We start from the raw sequence: 25,627 nt of genomic DNA on the forward strand, positions 1-25,627 counted from the left end.
CTCTCCTTACGGCTGGGTTGTCGCCGCGGTATGCGGCCTGATGCGGCATGCGATGGCGGCAAGCGCGCGCTTACTGGGCCGCCGGAGGCGAGCGCAGCCAGAACGTGACCGGACCATCATTGGTCAGGCTGACCTGCATCATCGCCCCGAATTCCCCGGTTTCGACATGCGGATGGCTTTCGCGGGCCCGCGCGACGAAATAGTCGTAGAGCCGGCGGCCGTCCTCCGGCGCCGCGGCCGGCGTGAAGCTGGGCCGCGTGCCGCTGTTGGTATCGGCGGCCAAGGTGAACTGCGACACCACCAGCAAGCCGCCCGCCCCGCCCCGTCCGTCCATGTCGCGCACGGGCAGGTTCATCTTGCCGGCCGTGTCGGAAAAGACCCGGTAGGACAGCAGCTTGGCCAGCAGGCGGTCCGCCTCGGCGTTGGTGTCGCCGCGCTCGGCGCACACCAGCGCCAGCAGGCCGCGGCCGATCTCGCCGGTGACGCGCGCCTGCGCGCCCTCGCCCACCGTCACCCGCGCCTGCGACACGCGCTGGATCAGTGCAATCACGGTGCCAGCCTCAGCTCAGCGTGACGCGCGCGAAACGGCGCTTGCCGACCTGCACCACGAACGTGCCCGCCTCGATCTTGAGCCCCTTGTCGCTGATCACCGTGCCGTCGATGCGCACGCCGTTCTGCTCGATATTGCGGTTGGCTTCCGAGGTGGACGGCACCAGGTTGGCCTGCTTGAGCAACTGCCCGATGCCCAGCGGCGCGCCGCTCAGCGCGATCTCCGGGATATCGTCCGGCACGCCGCCCTTGGCCCGGTGGTTGAAGTCCTCCAGCGCCTTGTCGGCGTCTGCCGCGCTGTGGAAGCGCGTGACGATCTCCTGGGCCAGCAAAACCTTGCAATCGCGCGGATTGCGCCCGAGGCCCACCTCCTGCTTCATCAGGTCGATCTCGCTCATCGGGCGGAACGACAGCAGCTCGAAGTAGCGCCACATCAGGTCGTCCGAGATGCTCATCAGCTTGCCGAACATGTCGTTCGGCGCCTCGGTCACCCCGATGTAGTTGTTCTTGGACTTGGACATCTTCTCGACGCCGTCCAGCCCGACCAGCAGCGGCATGGTCAGGATGCACTGCTGTTCCTGGCCGTACTCCTTCTGCAGCTCGCGTCCGACCAGCAGATTGAACTTCTGGTCGGTGCCGCCGAGCTCCAGGTCCGCCTTCAGCGCGACGGAATCGTAGCCCTGCATCAACGGATAAAGGAACTCATGGACCGAAATGGGAATCCCAGACCGGTAGCGCTTGGTGAAGTCGTCGCGCTCCATCATCCGCGCGACGGTGTATTTCGCGGCGAGCTGGATCATGCCGCGGGCCCCGAGGGGGTCGCACCACTCGCTGTTGTAGCGGATTTCGGTCTTGCCCGGATCGAGTACCAGGCTGGCCTGGCGGTAGTAGGTCTGCGCGTTGTGTTCGATCTGCTCGCGCGTGAGCGGGGGGCGGGTCGCGTTGCGGCCCGAGGGATCGCCGATGGTCGAGGTGAAGTCGCCGATCAGGAAGATCACCTGATGTCCAAGGTCCTGCAGTTGGCGCATCTTGTTGAGCACCACGGTATGACCGATGTGGATGTCGGGCGCAGTCGGGTCCAGGCCAAGCTTGATGCGCAGGGGTACCCCGGTCGCTTCGCTACGGGCCAGCTTCTGCAGCCACTCGGACTCGATCAGCAGTTCGTCGCAGCCGCGCTTGGAGACTTCCAGCGCATGCAGTACGGACGGTGTCAAAGGGTAGGATTTCGCGGCGCCGGAGGCAACTTCAGTCATGACGTAAGTCTTTGAAAAGCATGAGGATTCAGCCGGACATAAAGGAACTCTTTGTTATAATCCGCGCTGTTTGTGTCGCCGGGAGCCATCCCGGCGGCCACCCGCCATTGTAGGCGGCAAACCAATACAGCCCACGCCGCTCCTCGGGGGAGGATCGCAGACGCAGCAATCGTCGCGGCAGCGGGCTCGAAACCAAGGTTGAATTTTACGTGATGTGGTCCAGACTCCGCGAAGTTTTCGCGCGCGAGCTGGTGGTGCTCGTTGACCCGACCCATGCCCTGCATGCTCGCCGCCGCAAGCAATTGACGGCCTCCTTGGCGACCGTGTTCTCGCTGGGGATGGCGGCCGCCATGGGCGTCGCGCCGCGCACCGCCTTCGACGATCCCCTCGCTCCCAAGGTGCAGGAAGGCATTCGCCTGCCCGACTTGCGAGCCCAGCTCGAACGGCTTACCGACACCCGCGCCACCTATGTGCGCGAGGAACGCATGCTGCAGGGCGATACCATCGCCAGCCTGCTCAAGCGGCTGGGCGTGGACGATCCCGACGCGCAGGCCTTTATCCGCAAGAACGCCACGGCGCGCGGGCTGTTCGGGCTCGAGCCGGGGCAGCTGGTGCAGGCCGAGATCGACCAGGACAATCTGCTGGTCGCGCTGCAGGCCAATCTCGGCGGCGATGTGTCCGCCTCGCGCCAGCTGGTGATCGAGCGCTCCGGCGACCTCGACAACGCCGTCTACAAGGCGCATATCGAATCGGTCAAGAACGAGCTGCACTACGAGATGGGTTCCGGCGTGATCGCCGCGGGCGGCTTCTTCAAGGCCATGGATGCGGCCAACGTGCCGGACGAAGTCGTCAAGCAGATGATCAACATCTTCTCGGGCGTCATCGACTTCCAGAACGACATCGTCGCCGGCGACCGCTTCCGCATCGTCTATGAGGCCGGCTACCGCGACGGCTCGTTCGTGCGCAACGGCCGCGTCGTGGCCATCGAGCTGATCAACCGTAACCAGCTGCACCAGGCGCTGTGGTACGCGCCGGACGGCAAGACCGGCGCCTACTACACCTTCGACGGCCGCACCATGAAGCGCCCGTTCCTGCGCTCCCCGGTGGAGTTCTCGCGGATGTCGTCGGGCTTTGGCGGCCGCAACCATCCGCTGCACGGCAACTGGGCCCAGCACAAGGGCGTGGATTTCGCGGCGCCCACCGGCACCAAGGTCCTGGCCACCGGCGACGGCGAGATCGACTTCATCGGGCAGCAGAGCGGCTACGGCAACATCGTCGTGGTCAAGCACCACAACGGCTATTCGACGTACTACGCGCACCTGTCGGGCTTCGCCGGCATCAAGCGCGGCCAGCGCGTGTCGCAGGGGCAGCTGATCGGCTACGTGGGGCAGACGGGCTGGGCGACCGGACCGCACCTGCACTACGAATTCCGCCTCAACGACGTGCCGCAGAATCCGATGACCATCACGCTGATGGAATCGCCGTCGCTGACCGGCCGCGCGCGCCAGCAGTTCCTGACCTATACCGGCGACATGCTCAGCCGCATCAACGCGCTGCGCACCTATAACGTAGCCTCCAACGGCAACTGAGGCACCGATGAGCCACGCGAGCGCCGATCGCTTTGTCGGACTGATGTCCGGCACCAGCATGGACGGCGCGGACGGCGTGCTGGTCGACTTTTCGACCGGCACGCCCACGGTGCTCGCCGCCGTCCACCAACCCTTCCCTGCCGCGCTGCGCGAGGCTTTCTCCGCCCTGCAGCAATCCGGCCCGGACGAAATCCATCGCGAAGCGCTCGCGGCCAACGAACTGGCGCGGGTCTATGCCGACTGCACGAGCGCGGTGCTGCGCGCCGCCGGCCTGCCCGCGGAGGCCGTCACGGCCATCGGCGCCCACGGGCAGACCATCCGGCATCGTCCCGGCCTGTACGACGGCATCGGCTACACGCGCCAGAGCCAGCATCCCGCCCTGCTGGCGGAGATGACCGGCATCGACGTGGTCGCGGACTTCCGCAGCCGCGACATCGCGGCCGGCGGCCAGGGCGCGCCGCTGGTGCCCGCGTTTCACCAGGCGTTGTTCGGCGATGCGGGGGAAACGCGCGTGGTCTGCAATATCGGCGGCATTTCGAATATCAGCATCCTGCCGGCCGCGGGACAGCGGCCCGTCACCGGTTTCGACTGCGGCCCCGGCAACGCCCTGCTCGACCACTGGATCGGCACGCACCGCCAACTGCCCTTCGATGGCAATGGCGCCTGGGCGGCCAGCGGCACGGTCGATACCGCGCTGCTGGGGACGCTGCTGGCCGAGCCCTATTTCGCCGCCCCGCCGCCGAAAAGCACCGGCCGGGATCTGTTTCATGCCGACTGGCTGGTGGGCCACCTCGGCCAGCAGCCACGCGCGCCGCAGGATGTGCAGGCCACCCTTACCGCCCTGACGGCCGAAGCGATTGCCCGCGACGTGCGCACGCATGCCCCGGATGCCGCGCGGCTGATCGTCTGCGGCGGCGGAGCCCACAACGGCCACCTGATGGCCCATCTGCAGCGGGCGCTGCCGGGCATCGCCGTACAGACGTCCGGGGACTTCGGCGTGCCGGTCTCCCAGGTGGAAGCGATTGCCTTTGCCTGGCTGGCGCGGCAGTGCGTGCGGCGGGAGCCGGGCAACCTGCCATCGGTGACGGGCGCCACCGGCCCGCGCGTCCTCGGCGCCATCTATCCGGCCTAGCGGCCGCCGAATAAAAAAAGCGCACCGAGGTGCGCTTTTTCTTTGGGACTGACCGGGTCAGACCGAGAACGACGATCCGCAACCGCAGGTCGTGGTGGCATTCGGATTCTTGATCACGAACTGCGCGCCGTTGATGTCTTCCTTGTAGTCGATCTCGGCGCCGACCAGATACTGGTAGCTCATCGAGTCGATCAGCAGGGTGACACCGTTCTTCACCATCGTGGTGTCGTCCTCGTTCACTTCCTCATCGAAAGTGAAGCCGTACTGAAAACCGGAGCAACCGCCGCCCTGCACAAAAACGCGCAGTTTCAGTTCGGCATTGCCCTCTTCCTCGATCAACTGCTTGACCTTGTCGGCGGCGCTGTCGGTAAAGACGAACGGGGCCGGCACGTCCTCGGTTACGGGTGCCTCTGCGACTGCGTTCATGGGGATTCTCCAATGTAGATACGCCGGTATTCTAAGCGCATCGTTAAGTTCGTGCCGAACCCCATCGATTCAAGGGGTTAAGCGGAAATTACGCCGCCGATCCCGAGATCTGCGGCCCGGCAGGCTCTTCGCCGGTGCCGGTGGCTTTGAGGTTGGGCAGCGCCTTGGGCTCCAAGTTTCCCAGCGGCACCAAACGGCCTTCGACCAGCGCGCCCTGGTGCATTTCCAGCGCTGCGTAGTGAACCTCGCCGTACACGCGGGCCTGCGGCTGCAGCTCCAGCAGTTCGCTGGCATGGACCGGACCGGTCACCGTCCCGTTCAGCACCAGGTGTCCGACCTTCACCTCGCCCTCCACCACGCCCTTTTCGCTGACGACCAGCATGCTGGGCTGGTCGGGCGCGGCGGTGACATTGCCGCGGACGCGGCCGTCGAGCCGCAGACCGCCGGAAAAGGTCACGTCGCCCTGAATGGCGGTCTGTGCCCCGATCAGGGTATCGATCGTCAACGCTTTTTTCTTGGAGAACAGCATACGGGCCTTCCAGGATACGGAGCCGCAATTGTATCCGTCGAGAGTCAAAGTGCCATCCGAGGTGTTCCCTTGGCACAACGCCGGGCGTTGGCCTGCCGGAAAGCGGCGTCCGAAAAAAAACCGCACGGCAAGCGTGCGGTTTTTTCGGCATCTGGCCAACCCGGCATGCCGGCTGGCCAGCGGCGCATCAGCGCTTCGAGAACTGCTTGCGGCGACGTGCCTTGTGCAGACCGACCTTCTTACGTTCCACTTCACGCGCATCGCGCGTGACGAAACCGGCCTTCGACAGCGTCGGCTTCAGCGTGGCATCGTAGTCGATCAGCGCGCGGGTGATACCGTGGCGCACTGCACCGGCCTGGCCGGTTTCGCCGCCACCCGTCACGTTGACCTTGATGTCGAACGTTTCGGCGTGCGTCGTCAGTTCCAGTGGCTGGCGCACGATCATCAGGGAGGTTTCGCGGGCGAAATACTCCTGGATGGGCTTGCCGTTGACGATGATGTCGCCCTTGCCCGACTTGATGAACACACGTGCCACAGCGCTCTTGCGGCGGCCAGTACCGTAATTCCAATTTCCGATCATGGATGGCCCCCTTAGATTTCCAGCGCCTTGGGCTGCTGTGCTTCATGCGGATGCTCGGCTTCGGCGTACACCTTCAGCTTCTTGATCATCGCATAGCCCAGCGGGCCCTTCGGCAGCATGCCCTTCACAGCTTTTTCCAGGGCACGGCCCGGGAAACGCTGCTGCATCTTGCCGAACGTCGTTTCGTAGATACCGCCCGGGTAGCCCGTGTGGCGATAGTACTTCTTGTCGGTTTCCTTGGTGCCCGTGACACGCAGCTTGGCTGCATTGACGATGATGATGTAGTCACCCGTGTCGACGTGAGGCGTAAATTCTGGCTTGTGTTTGCCGCGCAGACGGCGTGCCACTTCGCTGGCGACACGGCCGAGGACTTTGTCCGTCGCGTCAATCACGAACCAGTCGCGCTTTACCTCATGAGGCTTGGCGGAAAAGGTCTTCATGATTTTTCCTGAGACTTATTAGAACCTGCCCGAAACATGACTTGCGTCGTCGGCCGACCCTTGGGGTCTGACCTTCCTGCTTGTGTGTGCAGGCTCTCCCTGAATTCTTCTCCGCGGGCATGACGGAAAGCCGCCGATTATACTTGCGAATTCGACGGCGGCACAAGCAAAGAAACCGTCTTACGTCAAGATCGTCGCTGCGCGTGGCGGTCGAGGCACAGGACGGCGGCAGGCGAAAAAAAACCCAAGCGATGAAGCTTGGGTTTGAATCCACCAAAGGAGGAGGGTGGAGGAGACACTGGTAGAGCGACGGTGCCAGCTCGGGGCTGCCGGTGCGGTCGGCCGAAAGCTGCTGCCTTCGTTTTCGCACTCTGGCGCTGCTTGCGCGCCGTCGTTCAATGATTGGAATTATACATAGCCGAGTCGCGGAGGCAACGGAAATTTGCAGTACGGAATGCCATTTCGCATTACGCAATAGCCTCTACTTCACTCGGTTAGCGGCGTACCCTTTAGAATCAAGGACTTAAGAATCCGATTGAGTGTCATAAAACTGAAATCTTAGAGGAAACCCTCAGTCGGGACGCGGTCATGCGTCCGCGCACCTTTCGGGCTGACTGGCAAAATGCGGCCGAATGCAAGGCGCGAATGTGGACGATAACGCGCGCCATATCAACCAGGATCGAAAACAATGGAATGCAAAGTGACATGGATGGGCAGCGAAGGCATGAGCTTCGTTGCGGAAACGGGCAGCGGCCATATCGTCGCCATGGACGGCGCGCCGGAAGGCGGCGGCCATAATCTCGCGCCCCGGCCGATGGAGATGGTGCTGCTGGGCACGGGCGGATGCACAGCCTACGATGTGGTGCTGATCCTCAAGCGCGGCCGCCAGGACATCCGCGGCTGCAGCGTCAGGCTGGAAGCCGAGCGCGCCGCCCAGGATCCGAAGGTGTTCACGCGGATCAACTTCCACTTCACGGTGACCGGCAAGGACCTGAACCCGAGCACCGTGGAGCGGGCCATCCAGCTCTCGCACGAGAAGTACTGCTCGGCGTCGATCATGCTGGCCAAGACGGCCGAGATCACGCATACCACCGAGATCGTCGAGGTCTAGAAACGAAATCGGCCCCGCGCGAGGCGGGGCCGTTTCGGAATACAAAGCAAAGCAGGCCGATAAGCCGGATTCTGTGCGCGCCGCCTGCCTTGCGGCGGACGTCGCGTGACAACCATTCCTCTAGGCCGGCCGTTACCGGCCGGCTCCAGCTCCCTACCCGCAGACTCGGCGGGCCGCTTCGTCGTCTGCCTATTTGGGATTGCTCCGGGTGGAGGTTACCGCGTTTCACCCTTCGCGCCAGGCGAACCGGGCGCGAAGACTCGTCTCTGTGGCCCTATTCCGCACGTTGCCGTGGATGGCTGTTAGCCAACACCCTGCCCTGTGGAGTCCGGACTTTCCTCCCCTTGCACCTTGCGATGCAAGCAGCGGTTGTCTGTCCTGCTTTGCGAGGACGGAGTCTATCACCGTTGGGCGGTAGCGTCGGCCTGCCGGCGGCCCGGACGAAAGACCGTTGCGTCGTCGTAGAACGCCGGATCGGCATTGGCCGCGCACCAGCCGGGAATGCCCATCACGGGCAGCGGGGCGAATTGCCGGCTATGCAGCGGGACATCCGCCAGTTGCCGCGCAAGGAAGTCGTCGACGTTGCCGCCTGCCGCGTCCGGGCTGACCGCGCGGACCGCCACGGGCCACGCGTGCGCGGTCACCGCCTTGTAGGGAGACACCAGCTTTTCCAGCAGCGCGTGGCCAAAGGGCAGCACCTTCACGCGCGGGCCCCAGGCCGCGCGCGCGTCGACGAACAGAGCCCGCCAACGGAATCCACGCAAGGCTGCCTCCAGCGGCTCGTCCGCACCGACCACCAGCACCGCGTTTTCGTCGAACAGGGTGGCGGCATCGCGCACCGCTCCACGGCGTGCCCCGACGCCCTGGGCGGCGATGGCCTGCGCCTGAATGCGATTGAGCGCCGCCTTGGTCAGCGGATAGTGCAGCCACACCAGCCCGTTGAACAGGTCGTGCAGATTGTCCCGGGTTGGTACCGCACCGGTGTCGTGGATGTGGGTTTCGTAGGCGGTGCCGTTCGGAAGATCGCCCTGCGGCACGAAGCGCAGCGCATGTCCCGCGGCGTTGCGCAGCCCCATGGACGCCGCGGCCGCCGACAGCGCCCGGCGGGCATCCCCGCCGGCCTGTACCTGCGCGGCCAGCGATGCGCCGATGGCCGCGAAAGGCGAGAACCACGGCCGCGTCCAGTCGATGTCCGCCAGGGCCCGCGCCAGCGGTGCCGGGCCTTCGCTCAGCTGGCTTTCCAATGCAGGGTTTCGCCGCCGCGCAGCGGCACCAGCGTGGTGTCGCCATACGGCAGTTCGGCGGGCAGTTCCCATTGCTCGCGCGTGAGCGTCAGCGTGCCGGTGTTGCGCGGCAGTCCGTAGAACGCAGGGCCGTGGAAGCTGGCGAAACCCTCCAGCTTGTCGAGCGCGCCGGCCTGGTCGAACGCTTCCGCGTACAGCTCCATGGCGTGCAGCGCGGTATAGCAGCCGGCGCAGCCGCAGGCATGCTCCTTCAGCCCGCGCGCATGCGGTGCGCTGTCCGTGCCGAGGAAGAAGCGCGGGCTGCCCGAGATCGCCGCGGCCACGAGTGCTTCGCGATGCGTCTCCCGCTTGAGCACCGGCAGGCAGTAGTAGTGCGGGCGGATGCCGCCGGTGAAGATGGCATTGCGGTTGTACAGCAGATGGTGGGCGGTGATGGTGGCACCGACCGGCCCTTCGGCATCCCGCACGTACTGGGCGGCGTCGCGCGTGGTGATGTGTTCGAACACCACCTTCAGCGCGGGAAAGTCGCGCCGCAGCGGCATCATCACGCGGTCGATGAAGACCGCTTCGCGGTCGAAGATGTCGATGTCGCCATCGGTCACCTCGCCATGCACCAGCAGCGGCAGCCCTTCGCGCTGCATCGCCTCCAGCGCGGCGGCGCAACGGCGCAGGTCGGTCACGCCGGCATCGCTGTTGGTGGTGGCGCCGGCCGGATAGAGTTTGACCGCGTGCACGAAGCCGCTGGCCTTGGCCGCCACGATCTCCTCGGCCGGCGTGTTGTCCGTCAGGTACAGCGTCATCAGCGGCTCGAATGCCATGCCAGGCGGCAGCGCGGCCAGGATGCGGTCGCGGTAGGCGCGCGCCTGTTCGACGGTGGTGACCGGCGGGCGCAGGTTCGGCATGACGATGGCGCGGGCGAACTGGCGCGCGGTGTCGGGCAATACCGCCGCGAGCGCGGCGCCGTCGCGCAGGTGCAGGTGCCAATCGTCGGGACGGGTGATGGTGAGCTTCTGTGTCATGGCTTGGTCCGGCGCGCGCGAAGCGGCCGGGGAAAAGGAATCGTTAGGCGGAATCGGTGGGCGGGAATCGGTGGGCGAATGCGTTGGGCGGATCGTCAGGCGCCGGCCGGGGGCCGGACTACAGGATCAGGATGGCGCGATAGTCGTTGACGTTGGTACGGGTCGGCCCGGTCACGACCAGGTCGCCGATCGCGTGGAACAGGCCCCAGGCGTCGTGCGCATCGAGCTGGCGCTGCGCATGCAGCCCCGCCGCTTCGGCGCGCGCCAGGGTCGTGGGGTCGGCCAGCGCGCCCGCGTTGTTCTCGGAGCCGTCGATGCCGTCGGTGTCGGCCGCGATGGCATGCACGCCGTCGGCACCGCCCAGTTCCACCGCCAGCGACAGCAGGAACTCCGAGCAGCGGCCACCGCGCGCCTTGCCGGCACCGTCCTTGGGCAGCGTGACGGTGCACTCGCCGCCGGAAATCAGCGCGACCGGCGCGGCGAACGGCGCATTGTACGCGCGAATCTCGCGCACCAAGGCGGCATAGACCCGGGCCACTTCGCGAGCCTCGCCGGTCACCGTGTCGCCCAGGATCACGGGCTGGATGCCCCGCGCGCGGAAGCATTCCGCGGCGGCTGCGAGGCTGTCGTGAGCGGTGGCGATCATGCGGTTGTCCACCCGCGCGAACACCGGATCGCCCGGCTTGGGCGTCTCGGGAATCTCGCCGCGATCGCCGGCTTGCAGATGCGCCAGCACCGCGGGCGGCACCGTCGCCCCGTAGCGGCGCAGGATGGCCAGCGCGTCGCCATAGGTGCTGGGGTCCGGCACCGTGGGGCCCGAGGCGATCGCGCTCGGGTCGTCGCCCGCCACGTCCGAGACGATCAGCGTCGTCACCGGGGCCACGCAAGCCTGCGCGAGCCGGCCGCCCTGGATGCGCGACAGGTGCTTGCGCACCACGTTCATCTCGGTGATCGGCGCCCCGCAGCGCAACAGTTCCTGCGTGGTGGCCTTCAGGTCCGCCATCGAAATGCCGTCGGCGGGCAGCGACAGCAGGCTGGACCCGCCGCCCGAGACCAGCACGATGAGCCGGTCGTCGGGGAACAGGCTGCCTACCTGGGACAGGATTTCCCCCGCGGCCTCCTCGCCGGCCTCGTCGGGCACCGGATGACCGGCCTCGATGACCCGTACAGACTGCGTAGGCAGCCCGTGCGCGTAGCGGGTCACCACCAGGCCCTCGACATTGGAGCGATGGCCCGAGGCCGCGTACGCGCGCTCCACGGCGACCGCCATCGAGGCGGCGGCCTTGCCCGCGCCCACCACCAGCGTGCGGCCCGCGGCCACCGCCGGCGGCAGATGCGCGGCGACGATGCGCAGCGGGTCGGCGGCCGCCACCGCGGCCTCGAAGCTCTCCAGCAACAAGGCGCGCGGGTCCAGCCCGCTGCCGTCCGGCCGCGCGCTCATAGCGCCTGCGCGATGGCGCGCCCGAGATCGGCGGTGCCCGCCGTGCCGCCGATATCGCGGGTCAGCGGCGCATGCACGGGCCCGGCGGCCAGCGTCTGCTCGATGGCCGCCAGCACCGCGGCGCCCGCCTCGGCGTGCCCCAGATGCTCGAGCATCATCGCGCCGCACCAGATCTGCCCGATTGGATTGGCCACGCCGCGCCCGGCGATATCCGGCGCCGAGCCGTGCACGGGCTCGAACAGGCTGGGGAACGTCCGCTCCGGATTGATATTGGCCGACGGCGCGATGCCGATGGTGCCGGTGCAGGCCGGCCCCAGGTCGGACAGGATGTCGCCGAACAGATTGCTGGCCACCACCACGTCGAACCAGTCGGGATGCAGCACGAAGTTCGCGGTCAGGATGTCGATGTGGTACTTGTCGACCTTCAGTCCGGGATAGTTCGCCGCCATCGCCTCCACGCGCTCGTCCCAGTACGGCATCGTGATCGAGATGCCGTTGGACTTGGTGGCCGAGGTCAGATGCTTTTTCGGACGCTTCTGCGCCAGCTCGAAGGCAAACTTCAGAATGCGGTCCACGCCGATCCGGCTCATCACCGTTTCCTGGATCACGACCTCGCGCTCGGTGCCCGGGAACATCCGGCCGCCGATGCTGGAGTACTCGCCCTCGGTGTTCTCGCGCACCACGTAGAAGTCGATGTCGCCCGGCTTGCGATCGGCCAGCGGGCACTTGATCCCGGGCATCAGGCGCACCGGCCGCAGGTTCACGTACTGGTCGAAGGCCCGGCGGAACTGCAGCAGCGAGCCCCACAGCGAGACATGGTCCGGCACCGAGGCCGGCCAGCCGACGGCGCCGAAATAGATCGCGTCGTACTTCGTCAGCGTGTCGAACCAGTCGTCCGGCAGCATCTTGCCGTGGCGCGCGTAGTAGTCGCAGCTGGAGAAATCGAAGTGGTCGAACCGCAAATCCAGGCCGAAGCGGCGCGCGGCGGCGTCCATCACGCGGACGCCTTCCGGCATCACTTCCGTTCCGATTCCGTCTCCGGGAATGACGGCGATCTTGTATTGGGGCATAGGGAGGGCTCGTCAGGCTTGGCGGTGGCTTGAGGCTGAAGAAGCGGGCCGGCCGAGCGCGGGCGCTTGGCAGATCGCAGGGCGTGGCCGGATAATGACGCATTCTATTGCAATCCGCCGGCCCACCGCCGCTCCGGTCTCCCACCATGTGCCAGTTGCTCGGCATGAACTGCGCCACGCCGACCGACGTGACGTTCTCCTTCACCGGCTTCGCCGCCCGCGGCGGCGTCACGGACCACCACGCCGACGGCTTCGGCGTGGCGTTCTTCGAGGACAAGGCGTGCCGGCTGTTCATCGACAACCAGTCGGCCGGCTCCTCGCCGGTGGCCGAGCTGATCAAGCGCTATCCGATCAAGTCCAAGAACGTCATCTCGCATATCCGCAAGGCGACGCAGGGCACCGTGCGGCTGGAGAACTGCCATCCGTTCATGCGGGAACTGTGGGGCCGGCACTGGATCTTCGCGCACAATGGCGACCTGAAGAACTTCACGCCCTTCCTGTCCGGCGTCTACCAGCCGGTGGGCGACACCGACAGCGAGCTGGCCTTCTGCACGCTGATGCAGGGCCTGCGCAAGCGCTTTCCCGGCTCGCAGCCGCCGCTGAACGAGCTCGTTCATGCCCTGGCGGACATCACCCGCGAGATCACGCTGCACGGCGTCTTCAACTATCTGCTTTGCAACGGCCAGGCGCTCTTCGCCTATTGCTCGACGCGGCTGTACTACCTGGTGCGGCAATGGCCGTTCTCGACCGCGCACCTGATCGATGCCGACCTGTCGATCGACTTCGCCCAGGTCACCACGCCGGACGACCGCGTGGCCGTGATCGCGACCGCGCCGCTGACCGACAACGAGGTCTGGACGCCCTTCTCTCCCGGCGAGCTGATCATGTTCCAGGACGGCGCGCCGACGATGACGCTGACGGTGCCGATTCCTCCGGAGGTGCAGGCGCGCAACGCCATCAACACGGCCTGCACCTGAGCGGCGTTCCGGCGGCGAACGGACAAAACAAAAGGCGCCGAGGCGCCTTTTGTCTTTTGTCCCGAACGTTCCGGGGATCAGTGCTGCAGGATCTTCGACAGGAAATGGCGAGCCCGCTCCGAGCGCGCCTCGATATTGCCGAAGAACTCTTCCTTGGCGCAGTCCTCGACGATGGCGCCCTGGTCCATGAAGATCACGCGGTTGGCCACCTTGCGTGCGAAGCCCATTTCGTGGGTCACGCACATCATGGTCATGCCTTCCTGCGCCAGCTGCACCATCACGTCCAGCACCTCGTTGACCATTTCCGGGTCCAGCGCCGACGTGGGTTCGTCGAACAGCATGCAGATCGGGTCCATCGACAGCGCGCGGGCGATGGCCACGCGCTGCTGCTGGCCGCCCGACAGCTGGCCCGGATACTTGTCCGCCTGGCTCTTCAGGCCCACGCGCTCCAGATACTTCAGGCCCTTGGCCATCGCCTCGTCGCGCGAGCGGCCGAGCACCTTGATCTGCGCGATCGTGAGGTTCTCGGTGATCGACAGGTGCGGGAACAGCTCGAAGTTCTGGAACACCATGCCCACGCGCGAGCGCAGCTTGGGCAGATTGGTCTTGGGCGAACCCACCGAGATGCCGTCGACGGTGATCTCGCCCTTCTGGAACGGCTCCAGGCCGTTGACGGTCTTGATCAGCGTCGACTTACCCGAGCCCGAGGGGCCGCACACCACCACCACTTCGCCCTTGGAGACCTGGGTGGTGCAATCGGTCAGCACCTGGAAGGAGCCGTACCACTTGGAGACATTGTTCAGTTCGATCATACAGCCACCTTTTTCTGGTAACGCTTGACCAGCAGCGAAGCGGAGAAACAGATAACGAAATACACGAGGCCGGCAAACAGCAGCATCTCGACGATGCGGCCATCGCGCTCGCCGATGCCATAGGCCTGGCCGAAGAAGTCTGCCAGCGCGCTCACGTAGACCAGCGACGTATCCTGGAACAGGATGATGCCCTGCGTCAGCAGCAGCGGCACCATGTTGCGGAACGCCTGCGGCAGCACCACCAGCCGCATGGTCTGTCCGTACGTCATGCCCAGCGCCTGCGCGGCGAACATCTGGCCGCGCGACACGCTCTGGATACCGGCGCGGATGATCTCGGAATAGTACGCGGCCTCGAACAGCGCGAAGGCGACCAGCGCGGACGTCAGCCGCAGGTCGGTGGCCGGCGACAGGTTGAACAGCCCCTGCAGCACCTGCGGGATGATCAGGAAGAACCACAGCAGCACCATCACCAGCGGTATCGACCGGAACAGCGTCACGTACCCCTGCGCGAACCAGTTCAGCGGCTTGATCGACGACAGCCGCATCATCGCCAGGATGGTGCCCCACAGGATGCCGAACACCACCGCCGTCGCGGTGATCTTCAGCGAAACCAGCATGCCCTCGGTCAGCACATGGACCGTGTCCATGTTGATCGAGGAAAAATCGAATGAATAGGCCATGACCCGTCCTCCTACTTGCTACCAATGAGGCCAGGCACGCGGGCGCGTTTCTCCACCCAGCGCATGACCAGCATCACGATGACGTTCAGCACCATGTACATCAGCGTGACCGCGATGAACGACTCGTACGGGCGCGCGGTGTAGTCCACCAGCTGGCGGCCCTGGGCGGCCAGCTCCAGCAGGCCGATGGTCGACGCCACCGCCGAGTTCTTGAAGATGTTCAGGAACTCCGAGGTCAGCGGCGGCACGATGACGCGGAACGACATCGGCAGCAGCACGTAGCGATACGTCTGCGGCAGCGTGAAACCCATTGCCAGGCCAGCATTGCGCTGGCCGCGCGGCAGCGAATTGATGCCCGAGCGGACCTGTTCGCAAACCCGGGCGGCGGTAAACGTGCCCAGGCAGAACATGGCCGCCAGGAATTGCTGGGTGAACGGATTCATCTGCTTGATCGCGTCGCCGAACGGCAGCAGCTCGGGAACCACGAAATACCAGATGAACAGCTGCACCAGCAGCGGAATATTGCGGAATATCTCGACGTAGGTCGCCGCGATACCGGAAAGCAGTTTATTGGGGACCGTGCGCAATACGCCCAATACGGACCCGATGACGAGCGCGATGACCCAAGATGTCAGACCCAGCGCGATCGTGACCTTGAGCCCGGAAATCATCCAGTCCAGGTACGTCTCGTTCTGCGCGGCCTGTTCGAGGAATACAGCCCAGTGCCAGTTGTAGTTCATGATGCGTCCTCAAAAAGAAACGGAAGGACATGCCTTCCGTTTCGCACGACCGACGGTCAAGCTTAGTCGAGTGCCTTGTCGTTCGGGTTCTTGATGAGCGCCTTCATGTCATCCGACAGCGGGAAGTCCAGATTCAGGCCCTTCGGCGGCACCGGTTGCATGAACCACTTGGTGTACATGTTGTTGATCTCGCCGCTCTTCATCAGGCCGGCGATGACGGTGTCGGCCACCTTCTTGAAGGGGGCGTCGTCCTTGCGCAGCATGCAGCCGTACGACTCGCGCGACTGCGGCTTGCCCATCACGACCCAGTCGGCCGGGTTGCGGGCCTTGGCGCGCTCGCCGTACAGCAGCGCGTCGTCCATCATGAACGCCACGGCACGGCCCGATTCCAGCGTCAGGAACGACTGGCCGTGGTCCTTGGTGCTGATGATGTTCATGCCCAGCTTCTGCTCGTCGTTCATCTTGCGCAGCAGGCGCTCCGACGTGGTGCCGGCGGTGGTGGCGACGTTCTTGCCCTTCAGGTCGGCCCAGTCCTTGATGCCGCTGTCCTTCTTCGTCATGAAGCGGGTGCCGATGATGAAGATGGAGTTGGAGAACGAGACCTGCTTCTGGCGTTCCAGATTATTGGTCGTCGAGCCGCATTCGATATCGATGGTGCCGTTCTGCAGCAGCGTGATGCGGTTCTGCGAGGTGATCGGGATTTCCTTGACCTGCAGGTTCGGCAGCTTCAGCTGGTCCTTGACGGCCTCCACGATCTTCATGTTGATGTCGTAGGAGTAGCCCACCTGGCGAACGCCGCCCAGGTTGTAGTTGAACGGAATCGACGATTCGCGCACGCCGAGCGTAATGACACCCGTATCCTTGATTTTCTGCAGCGTGCCCGACAATTGCTGTGCCTGTGCCGTGCCGCACAGTACGCCACCAGCAATCATCAGCGAAGCCAACTTGGCGAAATTCATAACATCTCCTTGACCATGAAGAGAAAGGCGGGACTCTAACAAAAAATGGGCCGCCGGCGAAACAGTATTGCGCAGCCGATGCACCAAGACAACGGGTTTTTCCCCTAGCAAACCCAATGCCGCAATAGCCTGCGGGCCGGACTGACGAATTCCCCTAAACCAGCCCGCCGGCCCGGCGCCACGCCATGGCGGTCGGTTTTGCCCTCCCCTTTACCGACCCCCGGAACGCAAAAACGCGGTTGCCGGGTTTCCCCGGCAACCGCGCCGTCCGTGCAGGAGGCTGCTGCGGTGCAGCAGCACCCCACTTCAGGGGTAGAGGCCGCGCACTTCGCGCGCCTGAAGGATACGGGAGCACGCGACGATAAACGCCGCCGTGCGCAGGGTGACCTTGTTTTCCTGGGCCACCTGCCAGATCGACCGGAACGCCTCTTGCATGATCCGTACCAGGCGCTGGTTGATCTCCTCCTCGGTCCAGAAGAAGCTGGAGAAGTCCTGCACCCATTCGAAATACGACACGGTCACGCCGCCCGCGTTGGCGATCACGTCCGGCGCCACCAGGATATTGCGCTCGCGCAGGATGTCGTCGGCCTCGGGCGTCGTCGGGCCGTTGGCACCTTCGATGACCATCCGTGCCTTGATGCGGGGCGCGTTCTCCGCGGTGATCTGGCCCTCCAGCGCGGCGGGAATCAGGATGTCGCAATCGACTTCCCAGAACTGGGCGCTGCTGACAGTCTCGGCGCGGAAGCCCTCGATGGTGCCGTTGTTGGCCACGTGCTCGATCAGCGCCGGCACGTCGAAGCCCGCCGGCTCGTACAGCGAGGTGCGATGGTCCTGCACCGCGACGACCTTGGCGCCGGCCTCGTGGAACAGCTTGGCGGCGACGCTGCCGACATTGCCAAAGCCCTGCACGGCAACGCGCGCGCCGGCGATATCCAGGCCCAGGTTGCGGGCGGCCTCCGAGCCGACCACGAACACGCCGCGGCCGGTCGCTTCGCGGCGGCCCAGCGAGCCGCCCAGCGAGATCGGCTTGCCGGTGACCACGCCGGTGGAGGTGCTGCCCGAATTCATCGAGTAGGTATCCATCATCCACGCCATCACCTGCTCGTTGGTGTTGACGTCCGGCGCCGGAATGTCCTTGTTCGGCCCGATGATGATGTTGATTTCGCTGGTGTAGCGGCGCGTCAGGCGCTCCAGTTCGGCGCGCGACAGGGTGCGGGGATCGACCCGGATGCCGCCCTTGGCACCGCCGTAGGGCACGTTGACCGCCGCGTTCTTGACCGACATCCAGGCGGACAGCGCCATCACTTCCGACAGCGTCACGTCCTGGTGGAAACGCACGCCGCCCTTGCCCGGGCCGCGCGAGGTGTTGTGCTGCACGCGATAGCCCTCGTAGTGGGCGATGGTGCCGTTGTCCAGTTCGATGGGCACGTCCACGATCAGCGCGCGCTTGGGCCGCTTCAGCGTCTCGACCCAGCGGGCGAGCGAGCCCAGGTAGGGGGTGACGCGATCGATCTGCTGCAGGTAGATGCCCCAGGGGCCGAGCGAGTCGGCGTTCAGGTACGAGGGCACGGCATGGGCCGAAGAGGTGGCGATGGTGGGCTTGGCGCTGGACGATGCGGAGGACATCATGGGGTTCCGAGTGGAAGATGGCGCCAGCTTAGGTCAGCGCGCGCGAACAAGGCCAATGCCGTTTGCTCATCCCGTCATGCATGGATTGCATAACGTTGTGCCGGCAGCCGACGCGGCGCTGCCGCGCCCCGTTCGGGTGCCGAAGGGCGCTGTCATCGCGCCGTCATGAGGCCGGCGCCTGGGTCAGGGCCGCCCACACCCGATCCACCAGTTCGCGCTTGCGGCGCGACTGGGCGCCGCGCCGGTCGTTGGCATGCTCGCCCGGCCGCGCCCGGTACAGGCGGATCTCCATGTCGATCGACAGCGGCAGCGCCCGCGCGCCTTCGGCCCGCACCAGCCGGCCCTGCGCCACGTCCTCGCGCACCGCGCTTTCCGGCAGGAAGGCCAGGCCATGGCCCGCCAGCGCCATGACCTTGAGCGCCTCGGCCATATCGGTCTCGTAGCATTTGTCGAGCTTGAACGATTCGGCGGTGTCCGAGAGCAGCATCTCGACCATGCGGCCGAGGAAGGCATTGGAGGTATAGCTCAGGAACGGCACCGGCTTCTTGTCCGTGCCGGGCAGCCGGTACAGCGGCCTGCCGCTCGCGTCGGGCACGCTGTAGGGGCACATGCGCTCCACCCCGAGCACCAGCATGTCGTAGTGCGAGGGGTCCAGCTGGATCGCCTGCCGCGCGTGGTGGTACACCATCACCAGGTCGCAGCCGCCCTCGACCAGCATCAGCACCGCGTCGTGGACGTTGAGCGCGCGCAGCCGGCACGGCAGATCGCCCACCCGCCGCTCCAGGGCCTTGAGCCACTCCGGAAAGAACGTCAGCGACAGGGTATGCGGCACGGCGAATTCGAGCATCTGCGCATTGGCCGAGCGCTGGCCGCGCATCAGCGCCCGCGTCTCGCTGACCTGGGCGAGCATCGCCAGCGCCTGCTCGTAGAACACCTTGCCGGCGGCGGTGAGGCTGGTCGGATAACTGGAGCGGTCGATCAGCTCCGTGCCGACCCACGCTTCCAGCGACTGGATGCGGCGCGAGAACGCCGGCTGCGTGACGTGCCGCAGCTCCGCCGAGCGCGAGAAGCTGTGCGTTTCCGCCAGGCTGACGAAGTCTTCAAGCCATTTGATTTCCATGGCGCGCATTATCGCCTCGCCGCCAGGCCGGTGGCGAGCGGCGGCGTGGGAAAAATTATTCCTCTGATGAGCTTGATAGTGGCACAGGATTCCACGATCATGCGATATGGGACGACAGAACGCACGCGCGTGCTACGGGCGGGCCCTTATGATCGGCACAAACCCACGAGAAGCCGCCATGAACCGCCCGTTTCCGCCCACGGCCCTGCTGCAGGAGCCCGCCATTCCGCTCTCCACCCCGGCTGCCACGCCGCGCTTCGGCCCGCTGTCCGACGGCATCGGGGACGTCCTGGCCGAGACCGCGCGCGGCCTCGCGGCCGGCATCGAGTCATGCCTGCCGGATGCGGCGGCGCTTCTCGCGCTGCTGCCGGCGGCGGCGCGCGCCGGCAGTCCGGACGGCTACACCCGGCATCTGGTCTACGCGGACCCGCTGGACCGGTTCTCGGCCATGCTGCTGGTCTGGCGGCCGGGACAGGCCAGCCCCGTGCACGGACATCGCACATGGTGCGCCTATCGCGTGCTGCAGGGCACCCTGCGCGAACGCCACTACCGCTGGGATGCCGATGCCCGCCTGGCAAGGCCATGCGGCGGCACCGAGCGGCGCCCCGGCGGCGTGTTCAGCGTGCCGGCCGGGCTGCGGCATATCCATTCGCTGGGCAACGAGCAGGTGGAGACGGCGGATGGCGGCGTCGCGATCTCGCTGCATATCTACGGGGTGGCGCCGGAACACATGGCCACCGGAGTCAATCTGCTGGTGCAGGCGGCCTGAGCGCGTCGTGTCGATGCGCTCGGCCGGGCGCCGGCGCGCACAGGAAACGACGACATGACGATGGACCGCTACGACCGCCAGATCCTGGCCGAGCTGCAGGACAACGCCGCCATCCCGGTGGCCGAACTGGCCGAGAAGGTCGGCCTGACCTCCACGCCATGCTGGCGCCGCGTGCAGAAGCTGGAGGACAGCGGCGTGATCCGCAAGCGGGTGGCGCTGCTGGACCCGGCGCGGCTGAACGTCGGCGTCACTGTCTTCGTGTCGATCCGCACCAACCAGCACAACGCAAAATGGCTCAAGGCCTTCCACGGTCTGGTGGCGTCGATCCCCGAGGTCACCGAGTTCTACCGGATGGCGGGCGATACCGACTACCTGCTGCGCGTGGTGGTGCCGGATATTGCCGCCTATGACCGCGTCTACAAGAAGCTGATCCACGGCGCCGAGCTGGCGGATGTCAGTTCCAGCTTCGCGATGGAGCAGATCAAATATACGACGGCGTTGCCGCTGGACTATGCGTGAGGGGGTTGCACTTTTTGGGGCGGTCGCCCTCACCCCCGGCGATTCATCACCCCCGGTGCGCCCACCCCGTCATGCGCTTCTCCAGCACGGCGAACAGCTCGTACATCGCCATCGCCATGATGGCGATCACCACCAGCCCGGCGAACGCCAGCGGCATCTTCATGGCGGAGCCGGCCGACACCAGCAGATAGCCGATGCCCTCGTTGGCCGCGCTCATCTCCGACACGGTGGTGCCGACGAACGCCAGCGTGATGGCGACCTTGAGCGAGGCGAAGAAGTACGGCATCGCGCGCGGCAGTCCGACCTTGAGCAGCACGTCGGTGCGCCGCGCGCCGAGCACGCGCAGCACGTCTTCGAGCTCGGGCTCCAGCGTCGCCAGCCCCGTGGCGATATTGACCATGATGGGAAAGAACGAAATCAGGAAGGCGGTCAGGATCGCGGGCCCGGCGCCCAGGCCCAGCCACACCACGAGGATCGGCACGAACGCCGCCTTGGGCAGCGCGTTGAACGCCGTCATCAGCGGATAGCCGGCGGCATACGCCAGCCGCGACGACCCCATCACGAGCCCGAGCGCCACCCCGACCACGATGGCGAGGCCGAAGCCGACCATGGTGGTCCAGAAGGTGCGCCAGGCATGGCCGGCGATCACGTCCCAGTAGTCGACCAGCGCCACCACGATGGCGGTGGGGCTCGGCAGGATGAAGTCCGACACGTTGAAGACGAGGCAGACGCCCTGCCAGAGAAGCAGGACGGCGGCGAGCAGTAGCCACGGCGCGACCCGCTCGACGCGGCGCTGCTGGGCGTTGGACATGGTGGTGATCATCGGAGCAATACGGTGGATTCAGGAAAACGCCGGCGACCGCGTCAGTGCTGGCGGACGTGGCCGATCTTCTCGCGCAGCGCATGCACGATCTCGGCGAAGGGCTCGGTGTAGGTCAGCTCCAGATCGCGCGGACGCGGCAGGTCCACCTCTTTGCGCATCAGGATGCGGCCGGGCCGCTGGCTCATGACGTAGACCGTGTCCGCCAGGAACACCGCCTCGCGCAGATCGTGGGTGACCAGGATCACGTTGAAGCGCTGGGCCTGCCACAGGTCGCGCAGCACGCACCACAGTTCCTCGCGCGTGAAGGCGTCCAGCGCGCCGAACGGCTCGTCCAGCAGCAGCATGCGCGGCTCGTGGATCAGCGCACGGCAGATCGATGCGCGCTGCTGCATGCCGCCGGAGAGCTGCCACGGGTACTTGTCCTCGTAGCCCGCCAGCCCCACCGTGCGCAGCAGTTCGCGGGCGCGCGCCACGTACTCGTCGCGCTTCGCGCGCAGCGTCGAGCGGTAGGGCTCGACGATTTCCAGCGGCAGCATCACGTTGTCCAGCGTGGTGCGCCAGGGCAGCAGCGTCGGCGCCTGGAACGCCATGCCGACCATCTTCAGCGGCCCGGTGACCTTCTGGCCCGCGATCTTCACCACGCCGCGAGTGGCAGGCTTCAGGCCGGTGGCCAGCTTCATGAAGGTGGACTTGCCGCAGCCGGACGGGCCGACGATGGCGATGAACTCGCCCGGCTGGACCTGCAGCGAGATATCCTCGACCGCGAACTCGCCGCGGTGCGCCAGTTCGTCGTTGTAGGCGAGCCAGACCCGATTGAAATCGACGAAGGGCTCGCCGGCGGCGTCGGCGTTCGCGCCGGCGGGGGGCGCGCCGGCCCGCGCCAGCTTGGCGGCGTCGTCCCGCATCATCGCAGCACGTCCAGTTCCGCGGCCGACGGCAGATACGCGTCGGTCCACAGCGCATCTGGGTCGATGCGGCCCTTGGTGCCGAAGGCGTCCGCCACCTGCGAGGCCATCAGCGACAGGCGCGGCTTGCTGACGCGGCCGAAGCCCTCGGCCTTGGCGTCCGGCGACTTGACCACGCTGTCCAGCGCGAGCTTCAGGCGCTTGAGCTCCAGCTTCTCGTCGATGATGCCGTCGCGCGCCTTGACCGCCTTGATGCCCTCCTCCGGTTTCGCGATGACGTCCTTCGACGACTTTGCGAACGCGCGCAGGAAGGCCTTCACCGCCTCCGGGTTCTTCTTCAGGAATTCCTCGGACGCGATCACGGCGTTGCCATAGAGCTTCACGCCGAACTGCGGATAGGGCATCACCACGATGTCCTCGTCCTTGACGCCGCGCGCGTTCAGGTTCAGCACCGAGGTAAAGGAAAAGCCGGTGATGGCGTCCAGGTCGCCGCGCGTGAGCATGGTCTCGCGCAGCGTCGGGTCCATCGCCTGCCAGTTGAAGCCCGACGCCTGCAGGCCGTTGGCCTTGGCGAAGATCGGGAAGGCGCGGCGGCCGGCGTCGAACACCGGTGCGCCCAGCCGCTTGCCGGTCAGGTCCTTCGGCGTCTTGATGCCCGACTTCTTCAGCGTCAGCACGGCGGCCGGCGTGTTGTTGTAGACCATCATCACCGCGATGGGCTTGTTCCTGGCGTCCGGGTTATTGCCATAGAACTCCATGACCGAGGCCAGATCGGCGAAGCCCATGTCGTAGGTGCCGGAGGCCACGCGGTTGACCACGTTACCGGAGCCGTTGCCCGCGTCGATCGCCACATCCAGCTTCTCCGCCTTGAAGTAGCCCTTCTGCTCGCCCAGCAGGAACAGCGCCGCGGGGCCTTCGAAGCGCCAGTCGAGCTGGAAGCGGATCTTGGTGTTGGCCTGCGCATGGGCCTGGCCGGCAATTTGTGTCGACAGCACCATCGCGGTGCCAAGCGCCAGTCCAAACTGGAGCATGCGCCGGCGCATCGTCGGCACGCCGGCTCGCCCGGCATCCATGCGAACCGCGCCGGCGCTCGCCATCGCGTTGGTCCTGGCATCGCCGATCGTGGCGAACGGTTTGGCGGACGGGTGTTGCGGCATGTTCTCTCTCTCCTGTTGGTCGGTCTCTTACCGCCCTACAGTCTGCAAGTGACATGCCAGGGTTTTGCGCCCACTTTCGGGGCGTGGCCGCCGGGGATTGGCGACCCAAATCTGTGCAGGCAGCCGTGTCGCCCGCCATTGCGGCGGGCGATTGTCGACAATATCGGCGCTCAGGCGTCCTGTGTCGCGTCGCCGATCTCGGCCGCCGCCGCCACATCGTCGCCCTGCGCGGCGCTGCGCGCCTGGATGCGCCACATCTCCGCGTAGCGCCCATCGAGCCGCATCAGCTCAGCATGCGTGCCGCGCTCGACCACGCGGCCGTGGTCCATCACCAGGATCTGGTCGGCATGCACGACGGTGGAGAGCCGGTGCGCGATCAGCAGGGTGGTACGGTTCTGCGCCAGCCGCATCAGCTCGGCCTGGATGGCCTGTTCGGTGCGCGAGTCCAGTGCGGAGGTGGCCTCGTCGAAGATCAGGATCGGCGGGTTTTTCAGCAGCGTGCGGGCGATGGCCACGCGCTGCTTCTCGCCGCCGGACAGCTTCAGGCCGCGCTCGCCCACCGGCGTCTCGTAGCCTTGCGGCAGTTCCTGGATGAAGCTGTCGATCTGGGCGGCGCGCGCGGCGGCGATCACCTCGTCGCGCGAGGCGTCGGGCCGGCCATAGGCGATGTTGTAGTAGATGCTGTCGTTGAACAGCACCGTGTCCTGCGGCACGATGCCGATGGCCCGGCGCAGGCTTTCCTGCGTGATGCTGCGAATGTCCTGCCCGTCCACCAGCACGGCGCCGCTGCCCACGTCGTAGAAGCGGAACAGCAGCCGCGCGAGCGTGGATTTGCCCGAGCCGCTGTGGCCGACCACGGCCGTGGTGGTGCCCGCGGCGATGGTGAAGTCAACATCGTTCAGGATGACGCGGTTGCTCTCGTAGCCGAAGCCCACATGGCTGAAGCGCACCTCGCCGCCGCTGACGGCCAGCGCCGGCGCCCCGGGCACGTCGGCGATCTCGCGATGCGTGCCCAGCAGCACGAACATGCGGTCCATGTCGGTGGTGGCCTGCTTGATCTCGCGATAGATCACGCCGAGGAAATTCAGCGGGATATAGAGCTGGATCATCAGCGTATTGACCAGCACCAGGTCGCCCAGCGTCAGCGTGCCGGCGGCCACCCCGACCGTGGCGCGCCACAGGATCAGGATCAGCCCGGTCGCGATGATGGCCTGCTGGCCGAAGTTCAGGAACGACAGCGAATTCTGCGAGCGGATCGCGGCGGTGCGGTAGGTGCGCAGGTTCTCGTCATAGCGGCGCGCCTCGTAGTCCTCGTTGCCGAAGTACTTGACGGTCTCGAAGTTCAGCAGCGAATCGATCGCCTTCTGGTTCGCACGCGAGTCCAGCTCGTTCATCTTGCGGCGGAAGTGCGTGCGCCATTCGGTCACCAGCACCGTGAAGACGATATACCCGAGCAGCGCGCCGCCGGTGATGGCGGCGAACCAGATGTCGTAGTGCAGCACGAAGAAGCCCAGCACCAGCGCCATCTCCACCAGCGTTGGCAGGATGCTGTACAGCGAATACGAGATCAGCGACTGGATGCCGCGCGTGCCCCGCTCGATATCGCGGCTCATGCCGCCGGTCTGGCGCTCCAGATGAAAGCGCAGCGACAGCCCGTGCAGATGGCGGAACACCTGCAGCGCAATCTCGCGCACGGCGCTCTGGGTCACCTTCGAGAACAGGATCTCGCGCAGCTCGGTAAACAGCGTGGTCGACAGGCGCAGCACGCCATACGCGACGATCAGGCCCACCGGTACCACCAGCAGCGCGCGCGCGTCGCCGGCAGGAATATTCATGCTGTCGATCAGCCGCTTCATCAGCACCGGCACGCCGAGATTGGCGACCTTGGCCGCGACCAGGCACACCAGGGCCAGCATCACGCGCCACTTGTAGTGCCACACATACGGCAGCAGGTTGCGCACGGTTTGCCAGTCGCTGCGGGGTACGCCTTGTCCGGGAAACAACGTGGAAGATGGCCGGGCCGGAGCAGGCTCGTCGGCCGAGGAATAGCGACGCATACGTTAGAATTCGGGCGGAGTTGCGATTGTCGCAGAGATCGGCGCCACGGGTCCGGCGGCATCGCGGCACAGCCGCCGCCGCACCGATGCGGCACCA

The 25,627-nt window shown here is 66.0% G+C and carries 26 protein-coding genes and 1 other RNA gene; 6 read left to right on the forward strand and 21 right to left on the reverse strand.

Translation table 11 applies throughout. The annotated features are described in order from the left end of the window. Positions 1-70: 70 nt before the first annotated feature. Positions 71-550, reverse strand: coding sequence for a D-aminoacyl-tRNA deacylase (gene dtd, locus LDO27_RS13335; RefSeq protein WP_224042189.1), 480 nt, complete (start codon positions 548-550; stop codon positions 71-73). 10 nt (positions 551-560) lie between these two features. After that, on the reverse strand, positions 561-1,802 hold the full coding sequence (gene tyrS, locus LDO27_RS13340) for a tyrosine--tRNA ligase (protein ID WP_222202012.1): 1,242 nt from the start codon (positions 1,800-1,802) through the stop codon (positions 561-563). Positions 1,803-2,014: 212 nt separating this feature from the next. Here tyrS and LDO27_RS13345 point away from each other — a divergent pair, with 212 nt between their 5' ends. Together LDO27_RS13345 and LDO27_RS13350 are read left to right on the forward strand one after the other, a co-directional pair. After that, the gene (locus tag LDO27_RS13345) at positions 2,015-3,391 is read left to right on the forward strand and encodes a M23 family metallopeptidase (protein ID WP_224042191.1); all 1,377 of its coding nucleotides are present in this window, start codon (positions 2,015-2,017) and stop codon (positions 3,389-3,391) included. A gap of 7 nt (positions 3,392-3,398) precedes the next feature. After that, positions 3,399-4,523 carry an anhydro-N-acetylmuramic acid kinase gene (locus LDO27_RS13350; RefSeq protein ID WP_224042192.1) on the forward strand — a complete coding sequence of 375 codons (1,125 nt, stop codon included), beginning with the start codon at positions 3,399-3,401 and terminating at the stop codon, positions 4,521-4,523. 57 nt (positions 4,524-4,580) lie between these two features. Here LDO27_RS13350 and erpA read toward each other — a convergent pair whose 3' ends face one another. The 4 genes from erpA to rplM form a co-directional block, all read right to left on the reverse strand. Further along, positions 4,581-4,949 carry an iron-sulfur cluster insertion protein ErpA gene (gene erpA / locus LDO27_RS13355; protein ID WP_039014400.1) on the reverse strand — a complete coding sequence of 123 codons (369 nt, stop codon included), beginning with the start codon at positions 4,947-4,949 and terminating at the stop codon, positions 4,581-4,583. An 88-nt stretch (positions 4,950-5,037) separates the two neighbouring features. Beyond that, the gene (locus LDO27_RS13360; RefSeq protein ID WP_224042194.1) at positions 5,038-5,478 is read right to left on the reverse strand and encodes a bactofilin family protein; all 441 of its coding nucleotides are present in this window, start codon (positions 5,476-5,478) and stop codon (positions 5,038-5,040) included. Between the two features lie 187 nt (positions 5,479-5,665). Next, positions 5,666-6,058 carry a 30S ribosomal protein S9 gene (rpsI, locus tag LDO27_RS13365; protein ID WP_222202020.1) on the reverse strand — a complete coding sequence of 131 codons (393 nt, stop codon included), beginning with the start codon at positions 6,056-6,058 and terminating at the stop codon, positions 5,666-5,668. Between the two features lie 11 nt (positions 6,059-6,069). Then, positions 6,070-6,498, reverse strand: coding sequence for a 50S ribosomal protein L13 (rplM, locus tag LDO27_RS13370; protein ID WP_222202022.1), 429 nt, complete (start codon positions 6,496-6,498; stop codon positions 6,070-6,072). A 688-nt stretch (positions 6,499-7,186) separates the two neighbouring features. Here rplM and LDO27_RS13375 point away from each other — a divergent pair. Then, positions 7,187-7,609, forward strand: a complete 423-nt coding sequence (locus LDO27_RS13375; protein ID WP_222202024.1) for an OsmC family protein — start codon at positions 7,187-7,189, stop codon at positions 7,607-7,609. Between the two features lie 44 nt (positions 7,610-7,653). Here the strand turns inward: LDO27_RS13375 and rnpB are convergent. The 5 genes from rnpB to LDO27_RS13400 all read right to left on the reverse strand — a co-directional run bounded on the left by rnpB (position 7,654) and on the right by LDO27_RS13400 (position 12,383). Next, positions 7,654-7,994, reverse strand: an RNA gene (gene rnpB / locus LDO27_RS13380) — RNase P RNA component class A. 16 nt (positions 7,995-8,010) lie between these two features. Further along, positions 8,011-8,853 carry a DUF3025 domain-containing protein gene (locus LDO27_RS13385; protein WP_224042195.1) on the reverse strand — a complete coding sequence of 281 codons (843 nt, stop codon included), beginning with the start codon at positions 8,851-8,853 and terminating at the stop codon, positions 8,011-8,013. Beyond that, positions 8,838-9,872, reverse strand: coding sequence for a dihydroorotase (gene pyrC / locus LDO27_RS13390; protein ID WP_222202028.1), 1,035 nt, complete (start codon positions 9,870-9,872; stop codon positions 8,838-8,840). Before pyrC ends, LDO27_RS13385 begins: the two co-directional genes overlap by 16 nt. Before the next feature lie 118 nt (positions 9,873-9,990). Next, on the reverse strand, positions 9,991-11,313 hold the full coding sequence (locus LDO27_RS13395) for a glycerate kinase type-2 family protein (RefSeq protein ID WP_224042197.1): 1,323 nt from the start codon (positions 11,311-11,313) through the stop codon (positions 9,991-9,993). After that, entirely contained in the window at positions 11,310-12,383 is a 1,074-nt protein-coding gene (locus LDO27_RS13400) for a tartrate dehydrogenase (protein ID WP_224042198.1), read from the reverse strand. The genes LDO27_RS13395 and LDO27_RS13400 overlap by 4 nt, the downstream gene beginning before the upstream one ends. 146 nt (positions 12,384-12,529) lie before the next feature. Here LDO27_RS13400 and LDO27_RS13405 point away from each other — a divergent pair, with 146 nt between their 5' ends. Then, positions 12,530-13,360: a class II glutamine amidotransferase gene (locus LDO27_RS13405; RefSeq protein ID WP_222202034.1), complete on the forward strand. Its 831-nt coding sequence runs from the start codon at positions 12,530-12,532 to the stop codon at positions 13,358-13,360. A gap of 77 nt (positions 13,361-13,437) precedes the next feature. Here the strand turns inward: LDO27_RS13405 and LDO27_RS13410 are convergent, their stop codons facing one another. From LDO27_RS13410 to LDO27_RS13435, 6 genes are all read right to left on the reverse strand, one after another. Then, positions 13,438-14,172 carry an amino acid ABC transporter ATP-binding protein gene (locus LDO27_RS13410; protein WP_222202036.1) on the reverse strand — a complete coding sequence of 245 codons (735 nt, stop codon included), beginning with the start codon at positions 14,170-14,172 and terminating at the stop codon, positions 13,438-13,440. Continuing rightward, on the reverse strand, positions 14,169-14,852 hold the full coding sequence (gltK, locus tag LDO27_RS13415) for a glutamate/aspartate ABC transporter permease GltK (protein WP_222202038.1): 684 nt from the start codon (positions 14,850-14,852) through the stop codon (positions 14,169-14,171). The genes LDO27_RS13410 and gltK overlap by 4 nt, the downstream gene beginning before the upstream one ends. 11 nt (positions 14,853-14,863) lie before the next feature. Beyond that, on the reverse strand, positions 14,864-15,592 hold the full coding sequence (locus LDO27_RS13420) for an amino acid ABC transporter permease (RefSeq protein WP_224042200.1): 729 nt from the start codon (positions 15,590-15,592) through the stop codon (positions 14,864-14,866). A 62-nt stretch (positions 15,593-15,654) separates the two neighbouring features. Further along, positions 15,655-16,551: a glutamate/aspartate ABC transporter substrate-binding protein gene (locus tag LDO27_RS13425; protein WP_224042201.1), complete on the reverse strand. Its 897-nt coding sequence runs from the start codon at positions 16,549-16,551 to the stop codon at positions 15,655-15,657. A gap of 306 nt (positions 16,552-16,857) precedes the next feature. Further along, positions 16,858-18,177, reverse strand: a complete 1,320-nt coding sequence (locus tag LDO27_RS13430; RefSeq protein ID WP_377747214.1) for a Glu/Leu/Phe/Val family dehydrogenase — start codon at positions 18,175-18,177, stop codon at positions 16,858-16,860. 166 nt (positions 18,178-18,343) lie between these two features. Beyond that, positions 18,344-19,300 (reverse strand): LysR substrate-binding domain-containing protein, encoded by a 957-nt coding sequence (locus tag LDO27_RS13435; RefSeq protein WP_222202046.1) that lies wholly within the window; start codon positions 19,298-19,300, stop codon positions 18,344-18,346. A gap of 178 nt (positions 19,301-19,478) precedes the next feature. Here LDO27_RS13435 and LDO27_RS13440 point away from each other — a divergent pair, with 178 nt between their 5' ends. Together LDO27_RS13440 and LDO27_RS13445 are read left to right on the forward strand one after the other, a co-directional pair. Then, positions 19,479-20,069 (forward strand): cysteine dioxygenase family protein, encoded by a 591-nt coding sequence (locus LDO27_RS13440; protein ID WP_224042204.1) that lies wholly within the window; start codon positions 19,479-19,481, stop codon positions 20,067-20,069. Positions 20,070-20,129: 60 nt separating this feature from the next. Further along, the gene (locus tag LDO27_RS13445) at positions 20,130-20,588 is read left to right on the forward strand and encodes an Lrp/AsnC family transcriptional regulator (protein ID WP_222202372.1); all 459 of its coding nucleotides are present in this window, start codon (positions 20,130-20,132) and stop codon (positions 20,586-20,588) included. A 46-nt stretch (positions 20,589-20,634) separates the two neighbouring features. Here LDO27_RS13445 and LDO27_RS13450 read toward each other — a convergent pair whose 3' ends face one another. From LDO27_RS13450 to LDO27_RS13465, 4 genes are all read right to left on the reverse strand, one after another. Continuing rightward, entirely contained in the window at positions 20,635-21,399 is a 765-nt protein-coding gene (locus LDO27_RS13450; RefSeq protein ID WP_222202050.1) for an ABC transporter permease, read from the reverse strand. A 53-nt stretch (positions 21,400-21,452) separates the two neighbouring features. Next, entirely contained in the window at positions 21,453-22,319 is an 867-nt protein-coding gene (locus LDO27_RS13455) for an ABC transporter ATP-binding protein (RefSeq protein ID WP_377747192.1), read from the reverse strand. After that, complete coding sequence (locus tag LDO27_RS13460; RefSeq protein WP_377747215.1) at positions 22,316-23,314, reverse strand: ABC transporter substrate-binding protein; 999 nt, start codon at positions 23,312-23,314, stop codon at positions 22,316-22,318. The genes LDO27_RS13455 and LDO27_RS13460 overlap by 4 nt, the downstream gene beginning before the upstream one ends. 329 nt (positions 23,315-23,643) lie before the next feature. Then, a complete protein-coding gene (locus LDO27_RS13465) occupies positions 23,644-25,530 on the reverse strand; it encodes an ABCB family ABC transporter ATP-binding protein/permease (protein WP_224042205.1) in 1,887 nt (628 codons plus the stop codon). Positions 25,531-25,627 lie beyond the last annotated feature (97 nt).

This window comes from Cupriavidus respiraculi (assembly GCF_914271545.1).
Classification (GTDB): domain Bacteria; phylum Pseudomonadota; class Gammaproteobacteria; order Burkholderiales; family Burkholderiaceae; genus Cupriavidus; species Cupriavidus respiraculi.